Source organism: Vineibacter terrae, from assembly GCF_008039615.1.
Classification (GTDB): domain Bacteria; phylum Pseudomonadota; class Alphaproteobacteria; order Reyranellales; family Reyranellaceae; genus Vineibacter; species Vineibacter terrae.
On record NZ_VDUZ01000107.1, the window covers coordinates 1 to 3,417 of the forward strand.

Here is a 3,417-nt window from a genome sequence, read left to right on the forward strand (position 1 = left end):
CTGCCGGGGGCGCGCCCCCGGCAGCGGCCAGCGGCGGCACCGAAAGTGTAACCGATGTATCCGGTCCAAAGTGTTACCTATGTATCCGGTCTAAAGTGTTACCGATGTATCCGGTCGTACAAGGGGGCCCATGCCGAAGGCATGGGAGGGTGAGGGGTAGGAACAGCCAAATCGCGACGTCGCCAGCAAGACGGACATGTCAACCGGCAACGCATGGCTTGATCGTCCGTACCCCTCACCCTCCCATTGCGCTGCGCGCAATGGGCCCCTCCCTCTCCCCGCTCACGCGGGGCGAGGGGTGTACCCGCACGCTTCCAGCGCCTCCAGCATGTGCGCCGGCGGCGGCGCCTCGGCCGTGATCGGCGGCTTGCCTTCCTTCAGCGGGATCACCAGGGCGCGGGCGTGCAGGTGCAAGGGCGGCAGGCTTCTGCCGGGCGCGGCGGGCGGTCCGTAGAGCGGGTCGCCCACGATCGGGCAGCCCAGGACGGCGCAATGCACCCGGATCTGGTGCGTGCGGCCGGTGCGCGGCCGCAGCTCCAGCCAGGCGAGATCGCCGCTGCGGCCGCGCACGCGATAATGGGTGAGCGCTGCCTGCCCGTCGGGATCGACGACCATGCGCCAGCCGCCGTCGCGGCGCGTCACCTTGCGCAGCGCCTGGTCCACCGTGCCGTCGTCATCAGGCGGCGCGCCCTGGACGATGGCCCAGTATGTCTTCTCGACATTGCCGGCGGCGAACAGGGCGCCCAGCTTGCGCAGCGCCTTGGGATGGCGGCCCAGGACCAGGCATCCGGATGTGTCGCGGTCCAGCCGGTGCGCCAGCGCCGGCGGCTTGGACCAGCCGAAGCGCAGGGCGTCGAACATCGCCTCGAGGTTGGGGCCGCCGCCCGGGCCAGCATGCACCGCGATGCCGGCCGGCTTGTCGATCACCAGCATCAGGCCGTCGCGATAGAGCACGCGTTCGACCAGGTTCGCGCCCGACAAGGGCGCGCCGGTGGGCCGTGGAAGCGTCGTCTGGCGGGCCGGCGGCATCGTCCTATCCGCCGATCACGAGCGTGGCAGTGCGGTTGCGCAGCGTCTTCACGATGGCATGCCCGACCAGGGTGCTGGTCTTGCGGTTCTCGGGCGACGGCACGAGGTCCTCGACGAAGCGCATGCTGCCCAGCCTCCCCTTGGCGCTGATCTCGCAGACATGGGTGGTGATGGCCGGATCGGCGATGATGACCAGCCGCGTGCGGTCGAGCCCGATGCCGGCCAGCGCCGTGGCGGCCGAGATGTTGACGTTCTGCGGGTAGAGCCGGGCGCCCTCGCGCACCGGGCCATCGAACACGGTATGCGGCTGCGTCAGCGTGTCGAGGTCGACCAGCGCCTCCGCCGCCGTGCCCTTCCACGAGGCCGGATCCTTGCGCACCGTGATCGTGGCCTCGTCCAGCCCGCCCTCGGCCAGCGACGCCAGCATGTCGAGCCCGCCGATGCCGGCCGAGGGCAGGTGGACGCGGCAGCCGTTGGCGCGCGCCGCCGCCACGACCCGCTCCAGCAGGGCGGTGTCGGTGAAGGCGCCGATCGAGGTGACGTAGAGATCGGCGCCGCCGTCCAGCGCCCGCACCGCATGGTCGCGCACCGCCTGGTGCCCGGCGCCCTCGACCACGACGTCAAGCCGGTAACGGAAGAACCAGTCCGGGTCGTGGGTGATGTCGGGCCGCTCGGCGGCCGCCGTCCGGGGGGTGCGCACCAGGGCTGCCGTCAGCTCGGTGCCCTCGAGCTGGCCCGCCGCCACGGCCTCGGCCACGCGCTTGCCGATGGCGCCGAAGCCCAGCATTCCGATCCGCAGCATCGCCTCGTCCTCCGGCCACCCCGCGCCGGCCAATGTAGCCGGTCCGGGCGCCGTGACCAGCCACTCAGCCGCCATGCGCGCGGAAGCGCTACACGTTGGCGCGAGCGCGCTAGGCAGACGCCGCAAACCAGGGTAATCAAGCTGACGTTTAGATGACGAAGCGTCACCAGTCAAAAAATCGGGAGGAGATCAAGATGTCGCGCAAAACCCGGTCCGCCGCCACCCGCCGCAAGTTCCTGAGGGGAGCCGCCGTCGCGACCGCGGCCACCGTTGCGGCGCCCACCATCGTCTCGGCGCAAGGCCCGATCAGCATGCGCTGGCAGAGCACGTGGCCGTCGAAGGATATCTTCCACGAATACGCGCTGGACTACGCCAAGAAGGTCAACGACATGACCGGCGGCGACCTCAAGATCGAGGTGCTGCCCGCCGGCGCCGTGGTGCCGGCGTTCGGCCTGCTCGAGGCCGTCTCGAAAGGCACGCTCGACGGCGGCCACGGCGTGCTGGTCTACCACTACGGCAAGCAGACGGCGCTGGCGCTATGGGGCTCGGGGCCGGGCTATGCCATGGACGCCAACATGCTGCTGGCGTGGCACAAGTATGGCGGCGGCAAGGAGCTGCTGGTCAAGCTCTATGACTCGATCGGCGCCCAGGTCGTGTCGTTCCTCTACGGGCCGATGCCGACCCAGCCGCTGGGCTGGTTCAAGAAGCCGATGGCCAAGCTCGACGACTTCAAGGGCCTGAAGTTCCGCACCGTGGGCATCTCCATCGACGTGTTCCAGGCGCTGGGCGCGGCGGTGAACGCGCTGCCCGGCGGCGAGATCGTCGCCGCCATGGACCGCGGCCTGCTCGATGCGGCCGAGTTCAACAACGCCACGTCCGATCGCGTGCTGGGCTTCGCCGACGTCTCGAAGGTCTGCATGCTGCAGAGCTTCCACCAGAACGCCGAGCAGTTCGAGATCATGTTCAACAAGGCGAAGTACGACGCGCTGCCGGACAAGATCAAATCGATCATCGCGCACGCCACCGACGCCGCCTCGGCCGACATGTCGTGGAAGGCGATCGACCGCTATTCCAAGGACTACGAGGAGCTGCAGGCCAAGGACAAGGTCAAGTTCTACAAGACCCCTGATGCGGTCCTGAAGCGGCAGCTCGAGGTCTACGACGAGGTCGTGAAGAAGAAGGCGGCGGAGAACGCGCTGTTCAAGGAGATCCTCGAATCGCAGATCGCCTTCGCCCGCCGCACCACGCAGTGGGAGCAGGACACGGTCGTCAACCGCCGCATGGCCTACGAGCACTATTTCGGCCCCAACGGGGTCGCGAAGAAGACCTGAGCTGCCCTGCAGATCCTCCCCAGCGCAGCTGGGGAGGTGCCCGAAGGGCGGAGGGGAGCCGACGTGGTTTCAGTTGCCAAGAACACGTGGGGTCCCCCTCCGGCCTTCGGCCACCTCCCCCACTGCGTGCTAGGGCGTCTACAGATCGTTGAGGGCATAACCTTGTGCGAGGGCGCGGAAGTAGGTCAAGCCGTTGAAGAAGGTGATGGGTCCCGGCGGCTTGGTTTCATATACATGCCATCCGCCGAGCTTTGC

The 3,417-nt window shown here is 68.5% G+C and carries 3 protein-coding genes; 1 reads left to right on the top strand and 2 read right to left on the bottom strand.

The genetic code is table 11. The features are described 5' to 3' along the window. Positions 1-282: 282 nt before the first annotated feature. Both FHP25_RS40380 and FHP25_RS40385 read right to left on the bottom strand, forming a co-directional pair. A complete protein-coding gene (locus FHP25_RS40380; RefSeq protein WP_147852671.1) occupies positions 283-1,029 on the bottom strand; it encodes an RluA family pseudouridine synthase in 747 nt (248 codons plus the stop codon). Between the two features lie 4 nt (positions 1,030-1,033). Further along, positions 1,034-1,831 carry an aspartate dehydrogenase gene (locus FHP25_RS40385; RefSeq protein WP_147852672.1) on the bottom strand — a complete coding sequence of 266 codons (798 nt, stop codon included), beginning with the start codon at positions 1,829-1,831 and terminating at the stop codon, positions 1,034-1,036. A gap of 194 nt (positions 1,832-2,025) precedes the next feature. On the opposite strand from FHP25_RS40385, the gene FHP25_RS40390 reads away from it, so the two are divergent. Beyond that, complete coding sequence (locus FHP25_RS40390) at positions 2,026-3,162, top strand: TRAP transporter substrate-binding protein (RefSeq protein WP_178134151.1); 1,137 nt, start codon at positions 2,026-2,028, stop codon at positions 3,160-3,162. Positions 3,163-3,417: the final 255 nt, after the last annotated feature.

Excerpts from the sequence above, each read along its gene's own strand:
- FHP25_RS40380 (WP_147852671.1), bottom strand. The coding sequence starts at position 1,029 with ATGCCGCCGGCCCGCCAGACGACGCTTCCACGGCCCACCGGCGCGCCC.
- FHP25_RS40385 (WP_147852672.1), bottom strand. The coding sequence starts at position 1,831 with ATGCTGCGGATCGGAATGCTGGGCTTCGGCGCCATCGGCAAGCGCGTG.
- FHP25_RS40390 (WP_178134151.1), top strand. The coding sequence starts at position 2,026 with ATGTCGCGCAAAACCCGGTCCGCCGCCACCCGCCGCAAGTTCCTGAGG.